The 16690-nt window shown below is 41.5% G+C and carries 19 protein-coding genes and 2 pseudogenes; all 21 read right to left on the bottom strand.

The genetic code is table 11. The features are described from left to right. Positions 1–219: 219 nt before the first annotated feature. A complete protein-coding gene (locus tag DHL47_RS12575) occupies positions 220–528 on the bottom strand; it encodes a DUF4176 domain-containing protein (protein WP_209552109.1) in 309 nt (102 codons plus the stop codon). Further along, entirely contained in the window at positions 528–1181 is a 654-nt protein-coding gene (locus tag DHL47_RS12580) for a DUF443 domain-containing protein (protein ID WP_209552110.1), read from the bottom strand. Before DHL47_RS12580 ends, DHL47_RS12575 begins: the two co-directional genes overlap by 1 nt. 15 nt (positions 1182–1196) lie before the next feature. Continuing rightward, positions 1197–2414: a hypothetical protein gene (locus DHL47_RS12585; RefSeq protein WP_209552111.1), complete on the bottom strand. Its 1218-nt coding sequence runs from the start codon at positions 2412–2414 to the stop codon at positions 1197–1199. A 27-nt stretch (positions 2415–2441) separates the two neighbouring features. Beyond that, positions 2442–2855, bottom strand: a complete 414-nt coding sequence (locus DHL47_RS12590) for a hypothetical protein (RefSeq protein WP_209552112.1) — start codon at positions 2853–2855, stop codon at positions 2442–2444. A 60-nt stretch (positions 2856–2915) separates the two neighbouring features. Beyond that, positions 2916–3152, bottom strand: a complete 237-nt coding sequence (locus DHL47_RS12595; protein ID WP_209552113.1) for a hypothetical protein — start codon at positions 3150–3152, stop codon at positions 2916–2918. A 282-nt stretch (positions 3153–3434) separates the two neighbouring features. Then, positions 3435–3740, bottom strand: coding sequence for a DUF4176 domain-containing protein (locus DHL47_RS12600; RefSeq protein ID WP_125378795.1), 306 nt, complete (start codon positions 3738–3740; stop codon positions 3435–3437). A gap of 179 nt (positions 3741–3919) precedes the next feature. Beyond that, a complete protein-coding gene (locus DHL47_RS12605; RefSeq protein WP_209552114.1) occupies positions 3920–4474 on the bottom strand; it encodes a hypothetical protein in 555 nt (184 codons plus the stop codon). Further along, complete coding sequence (locus DHL47_RS13465) at positions 4471–5535, bottom strand: hypothetical protein (protein WP_245335639.1); 1065 nt, start codon at positions 5533–5535, stop codon at positions 4471–4473. Before DHL47_RS13465 ends, DHL47_RS12605 begins: the two co-directional genes overlap by 4 nt. Beyond that, complete coding sequence (locus tag DHL47_RS12620; protein ID WP_128837579.1) at positions 5492–5686, bottom strand: DUF4176 domain-containing protein; 195 nt, start codon at positions 5684–5686, stop codon at positions 5492–5494. The genes DHL47_RS13465 and DHL47_RS12620 overlap by 44 nt, the downstream gene beginning before the upstream one ends. 4 nt (positions 5687–5690) lie before the next feature. Continuing rightward, positions 5691–6245: a hypothetical protein gene (locus DHL47_RS12625; protein ID WP_209552115.1), complete on the bottom strand. Its 555-nt coding sequence runs from the start codon at positions 6243–6245 to the stop codon at positions 5691–5693. A gap of 3 nt (positions 6246–6248) precedes the next feature. Continuing rightward, positions 6249–6788, bottom strand: a complete 540-nt coding sequence (locus DHL47_RS12630) for a hypothetical protein (protein WP_209552116.1) — start codon at positions 6786–6788, stop codon at positions 6249–6251. An 18-nt stretch (positions 6789–6806) separates the two neighbouring features. Continuing rightward, complete coding sequence (locus tag DHL47_RS13470) at positions 6807–8567, bottom strand: hypothetical protein (protein ID WP_245335640.1); 1761 nt, start codon at positions 8565–8567, stop codon at positions 6807–6809. A gap of 26 nt (positions 8568–8593) precedes the next feature. Next, the gene (locus DHL47_RS12640; RefSeq protein ID WP_209552117.1) at positions 8594–8959 is read right to left on the bottom strand and encodes a TIGR04197 family type VII secretion effector; all 366 of its coding nucleotides are present in this window, start codon (positions 8957–8959) and stop codon (positions 8594–8596) included. Between the two features lie 14 nt (positions 8960–8973). Continuing rightward, a pseudogene (gene essC / locus DHL47_RS12645) lies at positions 8974–12540 on the bottom strand (type VII secretion protein EssC); the annotation flags it as partial. A 281-nt stretch (positions 12541–12821) separates the two neighbouring features. After that, complete coding sequence (locus tag DHL47_RS12650; protein WP_209552118.1) at positions 12822–13115, bottom strand: hypothetical protein; 294 nt, start codon at positions 13113–13115, stop codon at positions 12822–12824. A 19-nt stretch (positions 13116–13134) separates the two neighbouring features. Beyond that, positions 13135–13437: a DUF4176 domain-containing protein gene (locus DHL47_RS12655; protein ID WP_209552119.1), complete on the bottom strand. Its 303-nt coding sequence runs from the start codon at positions 13435–13437 to the stop codon at positions 13135–13137. Next, positions 13430–13984 (bottom strand): hypothetical protein, encoded by a 555-nt coding sequence (locus DHL47_RS12660; protein WP_209552120.1) that lies wholly within the window; start codon positions 13982–13984, stop codon positions 13430–13432. The genes DHL47_RS12655 and DHL47_RS12660 overlap by 8 nt, the downstream gene beginning before the upstream one ends. A 54-nt stretch (positions 13985–14038) precedes the next feature. Next, entirely contained in the window at positions 14039–14473 is a 435-nt protein-coding gene (locus tag DHL47_RS12665; protein ID WP_245335641.1) for a hypothetical protein, read from the bottom strand. Positions 14474–14749: 276 nt separating this feature from the next. Continuing rightward, on the bottom strand, positions 14750–15106 hold the full coding sequence (locus DHL47_RS12670; RefSeq protein WP_245335642.1) for a hypothetical protein: 357 nt from the start codon (positions 15104–15106) through the stop codon (positions 14750–14752). Between the two features lie 45 nt (positions 15107–15151). Then, the gene (locus DHL47_RS12675; protein WP_209552121.1) at positions 15152–15715 is read right to left on the bottom strand and encodes an ABC transporter permease; all 564 of its coding nucleotides are present in this window, start codon (positions 15713–15715) and stop codon (positions 15152–15154) included. 20 nt (positions 15716–15735) lie between these two features. Then, positions 15736–16690, bottom strand: a pseudogene (locus tag DHL47_RS12680) (hypothetical protein); the annotation flags it as partial.

Here is a 16690-nt window from a genome sequence, read left to right on the forward strand (position 1 = left end):
TTTTCATTATAACCTCTATATCATTTTACCTCGGCTAATCTGTTTTTGCTGCTTATCTAAATCAAATATATCCGCTTAAGCAAGAGAATGATTAGTCTGTCTCCTAAATCTATTATATTTTTAAAGCAAAAGAGAGGAGACTCCGAAAAGAGAAACCTTTCTTAAATATCTTTAGATTTTAAATTATCAATTAAATACCGACTTCTCTATAATTTGATACTACTTTAAAGGACCAGTTACTTTACCCTTGGGGTAGGGATTTTGCGAAGAATGTTCCCACTCCTTATATAATTTCAAATAGTTTTGTTCTTCTGACTCTCTATACCCTTCATGTATTACCTGAGCAATATTTTCCTCATTGAAGTAAATCATGGGAACTTGCGGATCAAGACCAACAGGACAGATACAGCCCGAATAATCAAAATAGTTTATTTGTCCCTCTTCATTCTTACAAAGAGAACCTCGATTTAAAATCATAATTTTACGTTTACCTTCATTTAGAAGGATAATCGTTCCAATTGGATACATTATTTCCTCTCCCCTCTTTCTATTGTATACTGACAGTTCTCACTATAGCTTAAATCACCTGCTAAAAGTGTAGACATTAGTAATATTAGACCATGAAATATCAGGAAGACTAGAGTCCCCCAATTTAAAATGAAAAAGCTAAACAAAAAGATTAAGAAGTTAAGAATCAGAACAACCTTAAACTGCTTTTTCATCCAAGGAGCTAATTTGGCTATTTTTATTTTCCCTTGTTCTTTTTTATAAAGACTAAAATTAAATTTCTTTGCCAAAGATCGAGATGATAAAAAATGGATTAGATTTGCAAGTACTACTGCTAGTATAAAAGCAAGAAACCAATAAATCCATCTTTCAGTAAATGAGAAGCGAGGTAAATTAAGGTAAGCATCTAAGCTTTCACTAGTTCGAATCCGTCCCGCCCATACTGAAACAGCTAAAAATACTGGTGCTGGAATTAGAAGGGTCTCCAACCAATGTTTTTTACGCGTTCGGATTTCCCAAAATTGCGCCTCTGTCAATCGGTAGAGCGTTCGATTGCTAAACCAATTCAGATAAGGAAAAAAATAACCCCACAATGTCGGTAGCTTATCCAATAGAAAATATTCCTTACCATCCTCCAATAATATATAACGAAAATTTACATGATGCGCTCGCATAGTTAGCTCCTTTAATTACCACAACAGATTAGGCAACATAGGATTAGAAATAGATCGTAATATTCCTTCTCCAACCCCTGTAGAAAAGTCTCGAACTTCTTTGTTATTCTGATACTGGTCTCCTGCAAACCAACTAACCCCAGCTGATAAAGCCATTACTCCTAAAGCCATCCATCCAACAGGAGTTGCTGCTGCGATGCCTGCCCCTATAGCACTAATCGCTAAACTGATTCCAGTTGAAATTGAATTATGTCCAACCGCTTCTGTTAGTGTCATGTCCTTATTGACCATACCATCATACATTCCTAAACCAAAACCTATCCCTGTCAGAGCATAATCAAATCTATTCGCATATTTACTAATATTGCTTCCTGCAGATACCGCATTAGATGCATTTTGGATAGATTGTGGATTGACGATGACAAAACTATTCGGCCCAGCTGGACCAGATACCAATGGTTTAATACGTCGAATGAACCCACCAAATCTAACCGCCCCTTCACCTAACATGTCAATTACTGTATTGATATTATCCAGTGTTTGCCCATGAGCTTCGTATTGCTGGTTTATACCTTCTAAATATGTTTTTAATGCTTTTTTCACATCCTCAGGCATTCTTACATCGGGGAATTTCTCACCGTATTTGATTAGTATTTGGACGTCTTCATCTGATAATTTCCCTTTATGGGATTTCTCCACAATTTTTTTATATTCTGATTTCTCTGCTGACGCTTTTTCTAGATCTGGATTGATTCCGACATCTGGATGATTTTTCTTATATTCGTCGATAAACTTAGTATCGCTATCGCTCAGTTCTTTCCCTGCATCCACCTTGTCAATGATAGAACGATATTTCATCTCCTCTGCCTTGACCTGGCGTGCTTGCTGGACATGCTGCAAGACAGAAGCGTCTGCACGGTCCGGATACTCTGCCGCATAGCGTTCAATAGCCGTCAGCTCTGCTTCCGTCAGAGCTTCCCCATTGTATACCTTCTCCAATGCAGACAGATAGTTGTTCTCCAAAGCAATCTCCCGGTTAGCCCAGCCTTCATTGACAGCACTGATCCATGTCAGATTCTCCGGCAGGGCAAAGCCGCCCCCACCAAAGGAAGCCGAAATCCCTCCTCGTGCTTGGCTGACTGCCCCTTGATAAGCATCCGCTGCTGCACAGGCACTGGGTGACTCTGCACTGAAGGCTAACAAATTGTCCAGCTTTTGCTGGGCTTCCTGCACCCGTGCATTGGCCGCATCCAGCTGACTTTACAGACTGGCAATTCGGGCTGCGTCTCCTTTGGCCGGTTTCGATTTGGATTGCAGTCCGGAAATGGAGGCACTCAGGGCCATACAGCCCCTTGAAGCACTGTCTATCTCCGCACGAAGCTGGGCTTCATCCAGATTCTCCGCACCGCATCTTGCCGCATAACTATCCGCCAGTGTGTTCGCCGCATCCGCAACTGCTTCAGAGTAGAGAATGCACCCTTTATAATAAGGACTCATGACACTTGTCGCATATGCACGGGCTGCATCATAGCCTGTTCCTATCAGCTCACCGCCGCTGCCGCCGAAGCTATCAAAGGCACTAATCAACTGGTTGAACCCTGCTACACGTGACTGCGAGGCAGAAGACATCGTGGAAGACTGTGTCTGCAGACTAGCGTAATTTACCTTTACCATATACTTCCTTTCTGTTAGTGAATTTAGATTGCTGAAATCTTTAGCTAAAACTTTATCAACCTATTGCTTATCACACTCCAGCTTTTTACGCTGATCATGCAGAGCAGTTAATTGCGTCTGATAAGCTTGGTAGCGTTTCTTAATCTCTTTGTCTTCTTCCTCAAAGTCAACTTCCAGCGTCCGTGTAGTAGACTCAATATCATCTAAAAGATAATGGTAGAAAGCTGAATGAGACGAAGTTACTCCTAAGTCCAACAAATTCTTAAAGTGAAATAGGGCGCTGCCTTGTGAGGACATTACCTCCTCCTGCGTCACCTTAAACTGACGATATTCAACATCCAAATCCTCTATTTTATGTTCTAGTTCATACTGGCGACGATGTAACTCATCCAGCTGATCTTGTTTCGATTTTTCTTTTTCATTATAACCTCTATATCAGTTCTTATTTTCCTAAATCAAATATAACCACTTAAGCGAGAGAATAATTAGTTTTTCATATTAATCATCTCTCCTTTTAGTGGTGCAATCTTATTCTTATCTGTTAACAATGAAAATTATTTAGTGATTTTTTATTTTTCACTAATCTTTAAACTCTTCAATAGTAAAATGTGGATACGAAATGTTCGGAGCCTCTATTTCGAAAATCTGCTGCATATTTTTTTCATCTTGATTAATATAACCTTCAAAAAGCACCTTTGAAATATCTTCTTGATTAAAATAATAAGTTCGTTGGTTTATAACACCTGATGGATGCAAACAGGCGGAATAATCAAAATAGCCCACACCCTTATCAGATTCATATAAAGCATAACGGCTGATAATCATTAGGTTGACATCGCCATTATTCAAGCGAACAACACTTCCAATTGGCAATAATTGTGACATTAGTTTAATTCCTTTTTTATTTATTTTTTATCTAATAGAAGAGAAGTATCCTAAATAGTGAAAATATAGTTTCTATAACACTGCTAATAGAATCTTTCTACTAGTCCTAGAAGCAAAATTGATAGTACCGTTTATATAAATAACAGATCTAGATAGTCTGTTCCATTTTTCTTTACGTTTTAGGATTCCTCTTTTAGCTGCTTAATAGCCTGTCCGCGCTTTAAATGATTTAATTCTATTAAGGTGAATATTAAGGAGGTCATCATACAAAAGAAAAACAAAAACAGAAGATCTCCTCCCCAAGAATAAAGTCCTAGACAGACGACAGAAGCAATACAAACAAAAGCAAATCCTTCTATAACGAGTTGATTCGTCCTATAAGCAAAAGAATAAAAATCACTTTTTTGATAATAATATTTATCAACCCGATAAAGTCTCTTGTTTTCAAAAGATTTTTTCCGAAAGAATTTACTTATGATAAACGAAATAATAATTGCTAAAATAACTGATATTATTTTTAAAACACTAGACTGAATAAAGGCAACATTTGTTAATCGCCTCAAAGCAGGGACAACTAAAACAATCCCCACCCATATCCAAATAGATTGGCTATTACTGTTATAACTGTCTATGGCATATAACTGTGAAGTTTTGCAATCGTAAAACAAAAATTGCGGTTTTCTATATTCACCTAGCGGTATTAAGTTTCGTACTAAATCATTTTGATTAGTCATCCAAACACACTCCCTAGACTTTTACCGAAGTCTGATATAGCATCACCCACTTTGCCCACAACATCCGATACAGCATTTACAGCGTTTTTACCTACATCAATAACATCATCTTTATAATTATCATAAACGTAGTCAAACGCCATTGAGCCTAGCACTCCTATACCAAAGCCTAGAGCCGCTCCAAACGGCCCCCCCATCGCAGTTCCGATTGCAGCAGCTTTTAATCCTATCGCCGTATGTGCCCCTGTTTTAATCAAGGCATCGCCTGTACTCTCACCGCTAGCTTTTTGCATACCAAAATCAACCAAGGCACCAACAATTGGAATGCCATATTTTACTCCATTTTTAACGGCGCCTCTAGCTAGCTGCGCCCATATAGGATTAAAATCAGTTGCAATTGTCACCGTACCTCCACCGACTAAAGCTGCTGAACGCCCAATTTGGGTTGCATTTATATTGTGGGTAAACCATTCTATTGCGGATTTAGTGAAGGCTTCAACTGCTTTATCTGTTAGTTTAGTTTGAAGAAGCTCTTTGACATATGACGCCCCGAAATTAATAATTCCTGATTTAATTGATTGGAAAGTCTTATCATCAATCTCACCATTTTTGTAAGCTTTCTCTGCTTTTGAAATGATTCCTTTAGACTCATCATCAATATTTTTTTGCTCTTTTTTCTTTTCCTCATTTTGATCTAGCGCATACTTGACATTCCCCAGTAAATTACTATTCGGATAGCGTGACTCATACTCCTGAAGGGTCTTCGTCTCTTCATCTGTTAACTCTTTCCCAGCATCCACCTTATCAATCAAGCCACGAATTTTCATCTCCTCTGCCTTGACCTGCCGTGCTTGCTGGACATGCTGCAAGACAGAAGCGTCTACACGGTCCGGATACTCTGCCGCATAGCGTTCAATAGCCGTCAGCTCTGCTTCCGTCAGAGCTTCCCCATTGTATACCTTCTCCAATGCAGACAGATAGTTGTTCTCCAAAGCAATCTCCCGGTTAGCCCAGCCTTCATTGACAGCACTGATCCATATTAAAATATAGCATTTCTTCATTCGCGACTCCTGTTGGATATAGACATGCCACATAATCAAAATATCCAATCGTTCCTTCTTTGTTGTATAGAGGGAAACGTCCAATAATCATTAAATCAATCTCTCCATTATGGAGGCGGACAACACTTCCAATCGGTAGTAAGTTATTCATTTGTTTATCCTTTCTTATTCGTATAACTTGGATTTAAAAACTGTTCAAAATGCCTGCGTTTTGTCAAAAAACCATTTGTAAAAAGAAAATATACTGAAAAAACTGACAAATCTATTGCTATTAAGAGTATGATGCTAGGATAGATAAAATAAAAGATACTACCAAAAACGATAACCAAAACCACAATAATCGTTAGCCATAAAACACCAAGATCATATTTTTTTAACCTTTTTTTAAAAGCTTCATACTCTGCTTGAGAAAAAAGCACTGGTTCAAGAATAATATTTTTATAAATATTTTTATTAAGTATGATAGCTAATAAAATAGACGCAAGGACAGAAGTTAGGAAAAACAGAACATTCAAAAAACTATTTGAAAAGACAAAATTAAAGATCCCAAACTGGACAATTTGCAAACCAATCATTGTAGCTAGAAAAACCTTCCCCTCAAATCCTGTACGATTAACTGTCTGTTGTTTCAAGTCTCCATGGCATAAATCTAAATAAATAGCCACATCATCATGAAAACCTAAGCTAATTAAATTTTTATGTGTATACATCAACTACTCCAATTCTAATTTTTGAATGACAGAAGGCCATTTTTTCAGCTGATAGTCTGCGTTTAATAAAAATAAAGCCAACAAAGAGACCAGAAGTATGAGAAAGACATCTCCTGTATAACCTCCTATAAATAAAAATGTAGAAAGCAAAATGACTAGATAGATAATAAGCTTTATTAGCAGAAAAACGACTCGCCTCACTTTAAGAGTTTTTACGAAATGAATACGTGCTGACTCGTCAAGTGTATACTCTCGAAGTCTTAAACCGGATTGATATCGATTGGTAACATACTGAGCTAACAGATAAGAGAATCCAATCAGAAGTATCGATAAGATAATCCTAGTACTACTGTTTTCAAATAAATTTGTTTTTTCAATGATGCCCAGCAAGATTCTCAACACAAAAACCGTTATCGGAACTAAAATATAGGACCAATAATTTTGGGTTTGCTCTTCTTCCAGTAGAAGGTTATTTTCAAAATCAAAATGAAATACTCTATTCTTATAGGCACCTAAATTAACTAACTTCGTTCTTTTTTTCAACTGCATGCACCTCAAGTATTAACCAAAAGCGGAACCCAGACCTGAAAAGAAACCGCCAACCGCATCTCCCGCTTTATCAAATATCTCTCCCGCCTTATCACTGACTGAGCTAACTGCGTCTCCAGCCCATTTTCCAATTGCCTCTCTGTTGTCATAGATAGCATCAAATAGCATAGAACCTCCAACACCAAGAACAAAACCAACAGGACCTGTCGCACCTGCCAATAGTAAACCTGCAGCAATAGCTGTATGTCCAGCTGTTTTTATGGCAGCTTCTCCTACAGGCTTTCCTTGATAAAGTTGCAAACCAAAGTCTAGAGCAGCACCGACACCATACGGCAAATATTTTGCGAATTGAGCATTAGAAGCTAAAGCATTGTCCATCCTTCCCAAATCATCTAATGAATTTGCAACAGGAACAGCAAAATTAGATATTGCATCAATTCCTTTACCAACCAACTGATTAACGGCTGATCCAGAAGAAGTTGATAAAAGAGCCGTTGTTCCTAATTTAGTCACTGTTGTGCCTATGTAATTTTTCAATTGCTGTAGTAACATCGGAGCATGAGGCAGAGCAACTGATATGATATGATCCGCCGATATATCGGACGCTTTATCTTGGAGGAAGGAAGTTGCGCTTTCAAAACCAAATTCCTTGACAAAATTAAGAATAGTTTCATTATTTAAGTCTACACCATTTTCTTTTAATAAACGTAAGACAGCACCAACGCCTGTCAAATCAATCTCACCATTTTTAAACGAAGAAATTGTTTGAGTTAATAAATCTTCCTCCTTTTTAGAAAGCTTAGACGACGAGGAATCTTTTTTCTCAATTCGTTGCTTCTGCTTTTCATTTTCTCCAAGCGCTCCCTGAATATGGTCTTTTAAGTCCCCTTCAGGATACTTCTGTTCATATTCCTGAAGAGTTTTCACCTCTTCGTCCGTCAAGACCTTACCGTCATCTACCTTGTCAATCAGGCTGCGGACTTTCATCTCCTCTGCCTTGACCTGCCGTGCTTGCTGGACATGCTGCAAAACAGAAGCGTCTACACGGTCCGGATACTCTGCCGCATAGCGCTCAATAGCCGTCAGCTCTGCTTCCGTCAGAGCTTCCCCATTGTATACCTTCTCCAATGCAGACAGATAGTTGTTCTCCAAGGCTATCTCTCGATCAGCCCAGCCTTCATTGACAGCACTGATCCATGTCAGATTCTCCGGCAGGGCAAAGCCGCCCCCACCAAAGGAAGCCGAAATCCCTCCTCGTGCTTGGCTGACTGCCCCTTGATAAGCATCCGCTGCTGCACAGGCACTGGGTGACTCTGCACTGAAGGCTAACAAATTGTCCAGCTTTTGCTGGGCTTCCTGCACCCGTGCATTGGCCGCATCCAGCTGACTTTGCAAACTGGCAATTCGGGCTGCGTCTCCTTTGGCCGGTTTCGATTTGGATTGCAGTCCGGAAATGGAGGCACTCAGGGCCATACAGCCCCTTGAAGCACTGTCTATCTCCGCACCGCATCTTGCCGCATAGCTGTCCGCCAGACTATTAGCCGCATCCGCCACCGCTTCGGAATAGAGAATACAGCCCTGATAATAGGGAACCATGACGCCCGTCGCATAGGCACGGGCCGAGTCATAACCGCTTCCCAATAACTCTCCTGCGCTGCCGCCAAAGCTCTCAAAAGCTGAAATCAAGCTCCGAAAGCCCGCAACCCGCGACTGCGAGGCCGAGGACAGGCTCGAGGACTGCGTTTGCAGGCTGCCGTAGTTTACTTTAACCATCTGGTTTCCTTTCTATCTTCTAATTTCTAGTTCGTTCCCTGACTAAATAGCTTGGCATTCTTCTTTTTGCCAGCACTTCCGGCACTGCCTGTCTCAGCCGCATTGTTTCCGCGATTGATGGAATTGGCAATCCGGGCATCCGTTGTTTGGAACTCCATGTGAATCCCATGAAGCACCTGAACAAAGTCTACTGCCTGCTCGGCAGCTTCTTCGCTCGAACTGTATTCGTTATCAATCAGAGCCGAGATAGTACCTGAAGCTGCATATTCACTGACTCCATCTTTGGTAGCCTTATCTTTTCCTACTGCATTGTAGCCTCCTACAATACTGTTTGCATACGCACTGGCGATACTGGGATCCGATTGAATGACGGTATATGAACCTGCTGCCATTAGTTTCTCCTTTACTAGTCACTTGTAATTTTCAGTTTGATACTGGATGAGCGGCCATAGTAGTATATCTCATCCTCGTTGACATAAGCTTCCTTACTGTTAAATGTTTTTTCTACCAGACTTTGATCTGTCAGCCGCATACCAAAGAGGTAATGTTGATTATAAAGCCTGAGCTGGCGGGTCGGCGAGCCTGTGGCACCGCTATTCAGATAGCTGTGCAGACCTCCAACTACAAAAATCATATTGTAACGCCAGCCTTCTTGATAGAAAGTGTTAATCAGTTCTCCGGTCAAGCCGCTGATTTGGACGAATTTTTCCAAATCAGGAATAAAGACGACAAAATCATGTCCTTTGCTTCCTTTTTTACGATCTTCCAACTCAAGAACTAGCTGTTCTGCCATGTCCTGCAAGAGAGCCGGAACAGATACACGGGCAAAGATATCAAATCCTTCGCCATAGCGGCCATCCACATCCATAAGCATGATCTTTTTATCCGGAACTAGCTCCACAAAGGTTTTAAGCAGGTGCTGTGTCATATGATTCAGGTGCTCTTCATCGTTGGCAACATAGAGCAGGTGCTTCATATCTGTCAGAGACAGACTGACGCTTTCGACATTCACAAAGTCTAAGCCCAGCGGTAAACGGTGCTGTTCTACAGCCTTTTGAACGCTGAATTTTTGGGCAAAGGCTTCAAAGCTCAGTCTTTCCGGCACAACCGGGATTGGACGAGGCCGCTTATCGGTCCAGTCACGATTCATGCTGTCCACTTCTTCCTGAAGCTCCTGCAGGACCAGATAATGCTCTTTACCATAGGTACAGAGAGCTGTTTGGAAAACCTCGGGCTCTTCCAGCTTTTTCAATTCGCGGCCTGGGATGTCTTCCATGATGTAATCATGACGTCCGACCAGCGTTCTAGGCTCATTGTCATCCGTCATCTTCAGGGCAATCCGCTCTTTCAGAGCAGCTAAGAGTCCTGGCTTAAAGACGCCAATCCGGCTGGCCGTGAAGACCAGATAGATTCCCAAACTTCCTCCTTCACGGGTCATCGTTTGGAAGGTGGATTCTAAATCATTGCCCAGTTCAATTTCCCGAACACCGTCATAACTATCAATGACGACCAGAATATAAGGCAGTTCTTCTCCACTCAGCTTTCGATACATCTCCATGTTAGAAGCTCCGTATTGTTTGAAGGCCTGTTTTCTTTCAGACATGATTCGCTTCATCCGTAACATGAACTTGGTGATTTTTTCATCCTCGTCCAATGCCAGAGTATCGGCTACATGGGGCAGGTTTCTTAGCGGAAGGAGGCCGTTGGTTCCAAAATCAAATAAATAGAATTCCAGCTGTTTTGGCGTATTTTGTCTAGCCAAGTCCATAACGATGGTCTGTAGCAGGGTGGATTTCCCCATAGCTGGAGCTGAAAAGACGACCAGACTGCCATCCACTTCAAAGTCATGTGATACAACTTGCTGGGTCTGCTGTTTAGGCAAGTCCACCATCCCGATAATAGCCTTGAGAGTACTATTGCCTTTCGTCCACAGTTCCTGATAAGAATCCGGCCGCAAATCTGGCAGATAAATCCGCTCCCTCAGCGGCGGCAGCCATGGCTGCGGCACAGGGGCGATCTGCTGGGACTCGGTTAAGAGCTGGATCTGGCTGACAATAGCCTCCAGCTCGGTCGGTACTTCCTTGATGTCCTCGGCTAGGTCAAGACCTGACAGGTCTTGATTGAGCACTTCGTATTGGCCCAGATCATTGATCAGGTAGATGGTATGGTCTTCGATACCCAGCTCATCCTTATCCGGCTGGTAGTCGGCCCCTGACCAGGCTGACTGGAAGAGTTCATAAACTTCATTATTGCCGACCTGCAGGTAAGCCCGTCCGGTCTGAGTAATCTCCGCCGCATCCGGCGTATGAAGCATTTCCATCGAGTCTGCCCGGTCTGCCACTTTGAGCGCCAGCTTAAAGCGGGAGTTGGACCAGATCTGGTCATCCACCACCCCAGAGGGCTTCTGGGTCGCAAGGATCAAGTGGACCCCAAGGGACCGTCCGACCCGGGCGATGGACACCAACTCCTTGATAAAGTCGGGCTGGTTGACCTTGAGCTCTGCGAACTCATCACTGATGAGAAAGAGATGGGGCAGGGGTTCGCTTGCTTCCCCGTTCTTAAATTTCTTTTGGTATTGGTTGATATGATTGACTTCAAACTCTCTGAAGAGCCGCTCCCGGCGGTGAATCTCCGCATTGATGGAAGCCAGCGCCCGCATGGATTGGGCCCCGTCCAGATTGGTAATGGTGCCCAGGAGATGGGGCAGGTTCTTGAAGAGGTTGGCCATGCCTCCGCCCTTGTAGTCGATGAGCAGAAAGGCCACATCGTGCGGGTGGAAGTTGACAGCGAGAGACAGGATATAGGATTGGATAGTCTCCGACTTCCCGGATCCGGTCGTACCCGCAATGAGGCCGTGCGGGCCATGGGCCTTTTCATGCAGGTTGAGGTAGACCAGGTCTTCCTTGCCCCTGAGGCCGATGGGCACCGCCAAGCTCTTATAAGGCGCATTCTGCTGCCACTTCTGCAGCACCTGCAGGTCCGCAAAAGTCTCCGCCCCGTACATCTCCATAAAGGTGACCGTATCTGGGATGGAGCTCTTGAGATTCTGCAGGTGATGGAGCGGCGCCAAGGTCCGCGCGATGTCTTCCCGGTCATAGCCAGCCGGGAAATGATCCAGCTGGAAGTCGGTCTCTCGCAGGATCCCCTCTTCCATGACCAGCTGACCCGTATTGCGGTCCTTGATATTGATGACCGTCTTGATATTCTCAGACAGCGAGCTCATCACATCCTGCACGAAGATCAGCGAGCAGCCCAGATCCGTCGGGTCCTCCATGAAGAACTCCATGATGACATGGTCCAGGATCAGCTTCTCATCCGTGATGAGGACCACATAGTGGGGGCTGTAGAGGGTCGTCTCCTGCCGAATCGCTTCTTCCTTCTGGGCCTTGCGCAGTTTCAGGATCTGGTTGAGACTGTTCAGCACCTGATCATGGGTCCGCTGATTGTAGACAAAGCCCCGCACATTGAGCTCCTGCAGGGTCGCATGCGGCAGCCAGCGCAGCCAGTCCCACTGGTCCCGCTCCTCCTCCGGCATGATGGTGATAAACTGCACATCATGATAAGAGTGGAAGACCGCCAGCTGCATGACCAAGAGCTGGAGCTGTTCCAGCACTAAGTTTCTGGGGCCGATATAGCCGACCGGCCCATGGCTGAGATTGGCCACGATGGGCAGATCCGGGATCTTCTTATGCCGGGTATAGAGGGCATAGCCCTCCTCTTCCAGCGCATCCTTTTTGCCCGAGCGCTCCTCCTGGCCATAGGTCAGCTGATAGGAGGTCGGCACCTGACCCAGACCCAGACGGTAATAGAGAAAGTCAAAGTGCAGCGGCGTCTTCTCGTAGATCCGGTGGCTGTAGCTGTCCACCAGCTCCGTCAGCTCCCCGATATTGGGGAAGTGGTAGAGCATGCCGTCGCGCTGCTCGCGCTCCAGCTTGGTCAGCTCAATAGCCTTGTCCTTCAGGTAGAGGTGGTAGGGATTTTATTCTTTTTTGGAAAATAGCAGAGCTGAATCCTTACGAAGTCAAATAAGATTGTCAAAGAACAAAAAATAGGAAGGATTTCCTTGTTCCATTATACCACAATAGAGAACGACCAGGGAGAGGACTGGAAGAATGAGCGTAGAAAAAACACCTGAAAATCAATTCAGGTGGTGGAAATAATCCCAAATCAGGAATCTTTCTTCTCAGTATCTTCAGCTGTCAGTTTCTTGCGCTCATCCATGAGCTGATCCCATCGCTTTTGATACTCTTGCGATTACTTTTTTAAATCTGTCAGCTGTTCATCAAAACTAATATCCAAATCCCTCGTCGTAGATTCAATATCCGAAACCAACTCCTCGTAAAAGGATTCATGCGATTTGGTCACTCCTAAATCCAAAATCTCTTTGAAATTAAAGTGAGCACTACCCTGAGAAGCCATGACCTCCTCCTGAATGCTCTGTAATTTCCGAAGCTCATCGGACAGTTCATCCATCTTATGCTCTAACTGATGCTGCTGGCGGTAGGATTCGTCTAACTGATCTTGTTGTTTCTTGCGTTTTTCGCCCATAATGATCTCCCAGTATCCTCTATTCCAAATCACTTAAAGTATATCTTGGATAAGGAATATTAGATAATTCATGTTCTATTTTTTCTTGCATTTGTTCTTCTGACTCATCTGTGTATCCTTCAAACCAGACTTTTGCGATATCTTCTTGGTTAAAGAAATAGACCTGATTATCTGTCATCCCAGCAGGATAGACACAGGCAGAATAATCTAAGTAGCCAATCTTTCCTCCATTATCATATAATGGAAAACGGTTAACAATCATAATTTTTACTTGTCCATTTTTTAACTGGACAACACTTCCTATTGGTAATAACTTAGCCATTTGAGGCCTCCTTTAATAATTTTCTCAGCACAATGAAACGTTTAATTGGTCGTGTCTTAAATACGGAAACATAAGCAACAAAGAATAAAGAAGCAAACAGAAGATAATTATAGAAGGTAGCTTTTTGGAGATAAGCAAGTAAGAAAAATGTCATTAGAAACGCTGTCACGATTCCAGTCGGCCAAATGAAAAACAGAGTTGATTTAGATTGCTCCAAAAAGTTGGACCAGCCAAAATAACGTTTGGAATCAAAAAGAATCAATTCTGGCTGATATCTTGGCTTCAAAGCCCACTCTATCACTAATATGATTGCCAATACTGTAGTCAATAGCAGACCGTATTTAATAAAAATATTAGAAAAGACAAATGAACCAATCGCTCCCAATACATTAGTTAGGAGCAAGCCAGAAACAAGAATAGCTCGGCTACTGTCCCACTGCTTGCCAGGTTCCTCATCATTGGAGTAAAGTTTCCCTGAGTTGAAATGATAATAAATATTTTTATTTTGGAAGTTTCCAATAAATAGCATATCTTTTAATTTAGACATGTAGTAAACTTCTCATCAAAAATTCCCCCTAGGAAATCTTCTTTTTTAGTTTTCTCAAAATAAATAGCTGTTTAAACAATGTGACTGAATCAGGCTGAGATAAGTCATAAAGATACCCATGCTACTTAAAAGATAGGATACATAAATCCCATGATTCAGATACTCCATGGATTGATAAAGGGCGAAAAAAGCAAAAATCAGACCCACTCCTAACTTGCCGTATGCATTTCGGCTGAAAATCTGCAGAAATTTTTCCTTGCTAAATAAAGTTTCAAAGTGAAATTCCTTAAATTCCGCTCCCTTCTTTTTTCTTGCAATCCTATCTGCTAAATAACCTGCTACTATAAAGCCAAGTAAAAGGAAGACACACTTCCAGATGAGAGGAGTTTGACTGCTATTCAAAAAAGCAAAACCATTCAGAAGTAGAAGACTGGCTCCCGGCACAAAACTTGTAAAATCAAGTTGAAATTCCGGATTGTATTCGTTCATATATATCTTATTATTTCTGGGGTTCAAGTAATAGTTTTTCCCTTCAAATGTCAGGAGGTGGCTTAAATAACTTTGCTTTGTTAATATCATTTCGGTTGCTTTTCTAACTGCTAATAACTAAAAACTTCTTCAAGGGCCTATTCCCAAATAACAAGAGACAAGCTGCTGGGAAAAAACCAATGACTGCCATGAATGCAACAAAATTTCCTGAAAAATAATAATCAATTACATACTTAACTGATATTAAAAGCAGAACAGTGCCAAAAAACAGTATTCCTAGGCTCTGTGTTTTTTTTGTTCATGAAGAAAATTCGGCCATTCAAAATAACGATTCTGATCAAAAATTTCCATATTCCCTTGTCTATTTCTTCTTAAAATTATTATTAACAAAACCAAAATACTAATGAAAGTTGACAAAAGAATCAATATTCTCACAGATAAACTAACAACTTGAGATGCTGTTGCCTCTGAATAAATGTTCCGTAAAAGTAAGGAAGCAGGAAGAACAGCCCAAGCAAGACTAAAAGATTTCTCTTCTTTCTTAGTTATGGAGTACAGTTTTCCAGTCTGTTTATCATAAAAGATATTCTTATCTTGGAAATTACCTAGTAAAAATAAACTCCTATTCTTCAAATTTAACTCCTTTACTAGCTACATGTAAGATTACTTCGCCACCTATTATATATGTGTTTTCTTTTTCATTAGTTCCTCTGAAGCTCTCATCCTCTTGATTACATTGCTTTTTATCACTGCTAGATAAAGTATAAAGTATAAGAGAATGGATTTTATCAAATTTACCATATTCGGTTTGTCTAAGTATTCCCTAAATTGAAAGACTGTCAGAAAAAGACTCACCGCAGCTGTCAAGAGAATAATATAAATTCGCTTTCTTTCTTCCTCCAAAAAATCAAACCAGCCTGCATGCTCATATAATTTCGGATTAAAGTCGGCAACATCTTGCCCTAAATACTCGTCATAAAATGCAAAATGTAAGGCTAAAGAACTTAAGATAACAGCACTGCATAAAACTATTATTTTTAAAACCTGAGATTCAATTTGGATATGATTGATTTGAATAAGAAGGGCGTTCCCAAGTATTCCCCCAGCCACTACAAGCCAGCGAAGATTAGGAAAAACCTTATTTTCGATTCTATTAGAGTATACTTTTTTGGTTTTCATATCATAAAAAATGTTATATCCTTGAAAACCACCTATAATAATCATTGATTTGCTTTTTTTCAAAACAAGTCCTTTCTGTCAAGCTATTGTCCTAGGCCCATGTTATTCAAATAACTCTTAGATCCTGTACTTTCTTTTTTATCATCCAATAAATAATTCTTGGCATCTTCGACAACTGGTTCAATATTTTTATCGTAAACATCATCAAAAGCATTGTTAGTTACAACACTAACAATCGTACCAATTACAAAACCAGATACAAAACCTGCGACACTACCAGGACCTGGAAAAAGTGCCGTACCAATAGCAGCGCCAAGTTTACCGGCTCCCATTCCTATCGCAAAATGACCAGCGGTCTTCAGAGTTGCATCTTCTACATCGGCTCCATTATCTATTTGGGTCTGAAAATCTATAGCAGTCAATACTGAGGTTAAACCAGCAGAACCAACGTCCCCAAATAAAGTGGACGAAGTGTTTTGTAAAGTTGGACCATTCTTCGTTTGAACAACTTCTGTGTTCGTTGTAACCATATTGGAGCCGATACCTATATTTGGACTTTCTAAACCAAGTGAATAGGCTTTGAGCTGTTTCACTAATTCCCAAGTAAGACCCGCTTTTTCTAAATTTTTAACAACAGTTGGATTATTGGCTAGTTGATTATCAACACCATCTATAATCTCACCAATTAAGTTATTCCGTACTTCCTCATCAAGGCCAGGGAAGTTACGTTCCAAGAAGTCTTCTATAGCTGACTTCTTATCTTTCTCATTTTTTACATCTTGTTTGACTTTATCAATTGCTTTTTTAGCATCTGCTTGCTCTTTTTTTATAGCTGCAACTTTTTTATTCCGCGCATTTTCTCCAAGCGCTCCCTGAATACGGTCTTTTAAGTCCCCTTCAGGATACTTCTGTTCATATTCCTGAAGAGTTTTCACCTCTTCGTCCGTCAAGGCCTTACCGTCATCCACCTTGTCAATCAGGGAACGATAACGCATCTCCTCTGCCTTGATCTGACGTACTTGCTGGACATGCTGCAAG

This window comes from Streptococcus panodentis, from assembly GCF_017884005.1.
Classification (GTDB): Bacteria; Bacillota; Bacilli; order Lactobacillales; family Streptococcaceae; genus Streptococcus; species Streptococcus panodentis.

What these genes read in the sequence shown, in the direction of transcription:
- DHL47_RS12660 (WP_209552120.1), bottom strand. Translation starts at nt 13,984, where the DNA reads ATGTCTAAATTAAAAGATATGCTATTTATTGGAAACTTCCAAAATAAA.
- DHL47_RS12655 (WP_209552119.1), bottom strand. Translation starts at nt 13,437, where the DNA reads ATGGCTAAGTTATTACCAATAGGAAGTGTTGTCCAGTTAAAAAATGGA.
- DHL47_RS12640 (WP_209552117.1), bottom strand. Translation starts at nt 8,959, where the DNA reads ATGGCAGCAGGTTCATATACCGTCATTCAATCGGATCCCAGTATCGCC.
- DHL47_RS12665 (WP_245335641.1), bottom strand. Translation starts at nt 14,473, where the DNA reads ATGAACGAATACAATCCGGAATTTCAACTTGATTTTACAAGTTTTGTG.
- DHL47_RS12575 (WP_209552109.1), bottom strand. Translation starts at nt 528, where the DNA reads ATGTATCCAATTGGAACGATTATCCTTCTAAATGAAGGTAAACGTAAA.
- DHL47_RS12600 (WP_125378795.1), bottom strand. Translation starts at nt 3,740, where the DNA reads ATGTCACAATTATTGCCAATTGGAAGTGTTGTTCGCTTGAATAATGGC.
- DHL47_RS12605 (WP_209552114.1), bottom strand. Translation starts at nt 4,474, where the DNA reads ATGACTAATCAAAATGATTTAGTACGAAACTTAATACCGCTAGGTGAA.
- DHL47_RS12620 (WP_128837579.1), bottom strand. Translation starts at nt 5,686, where the DNA reads ATGAATAACTTACTACCGATTGGAAGTGTTGTCCGCCTCCATAATGGA.
- DHL47_RS13465 (WP_245335639.1), bottom strand. Translation starts at nt 5,535, where the DNA reads ATGAAGAAATGCTATATTTTAATATGGATCAGTGCTGTCAATGAAGGC.
- DHL47_RS12595 (WP_209552113.1), bottom strand. Translation starts at nt 3,152, where the DNA reads ATGTCCTCACAAGGCAGCGCCCTATTTCACTTTAAGAATTTGTTGGAC.
- DHL47_RS12580 (WP_209552110.1), bottom strand. Translation starts at nt 1,181, where the DNA reads ATGCGAGCGCATCATGTAAATTTTCGTTATATATTATTGGAGGATGGT.
- DHL47_RS12590 (WP_209552112.1), bottom strand. Translation starts at nt 2,855, where the DNA reads ATGGTAAAGGTAAATTACGCTAGTCTGCAGACACAGTCTTCCACGATG.
- DHL47_RS13470 (WP_245335640.1), bottom strand. Translation starts at nt 8,567, where the DNA reads ATGGTTAAAGTAAACTACGGCAGCCTGCAAACGCAGTCCTCGAGCCTG.
- DHL47_RS12650 (WP_209552118.1), bottom strand. Translation starts at nt 13,115, where the DNA reads ATGGGCGAAAAACGCAAGAAACAACAAGATCAGTTAGACGAATCCTAC.
- DHL47_RS12625 (WP_209552115.1), bottom strand. Translation starts at nt 6,245, where the DNA reads ATGTATACACATAAAAATTTAATTAGCTTAGGTTTTCATGATGATGTG.